At 54.4% G+C, this 421-nt stretch carries 1 protein-coding gene; it reads left to right on the top strand.

Features of this window, described 5'->3' with window-relative positions; all coding sequences use genetic code 11:
- On the top strand, nt 1-421 hold a 421-nt coding region (locus M3667_RS17210; RefSeq protein WP_285837891.1), incomplete at both ends, for a glycogen/starch/alpha-glucan phosphorylase.

Genomic DNA, 421 nt, shown 5'->3' with positions numbered 1-421 from the left:
CCAGGAGTATTTCCTCGTGTCGGCCACGGTGCAGGATATCCTGAGTCGCCATTACATGTTGCATAAGACCTATGACAACCTGGCGGACAAGATTGCCATTCACCTGAATGACACCCACCCGGTGCTGTCGATACCGGAGCTGATGCGTCTGCTTATCGACGAACATAAGTTCAGCTGGGACGAGGCGTTCGAGGTGACCTGTCAGGTCTTCTCCTATACCAACCACACCCTGATGAGCGAAGCGCTCGAGACCTGGCCGGTGGATATGCTGGGTAAAATTCTGCCGCGCCATCTGCAAATTATCTTCGAGATTAACGACTATTTCCTCAAGACCTTGCAGGAGCAGTATCCGAACGATACCGACCTCCTCAGCCGCACCTCGATTATCGACGAGTCTAACGGCCGCCGTGTGCGGATGGCC

It is taken from the genome of Microbacterium sp. P26, from assembly GCF_023712585.1.
Classification (GTDB): domain Bacteria; phylum Actinomycetota; class Actinomycetes; order Actinomycetales; family Microbacteriaceae; genus Microbacterium; species Microbacterium algihabitans_A.
Note: the sequence above shows the minus strand (reverse complement) of the source record. Positions and strands in the feature narration are given on the sequence as shown.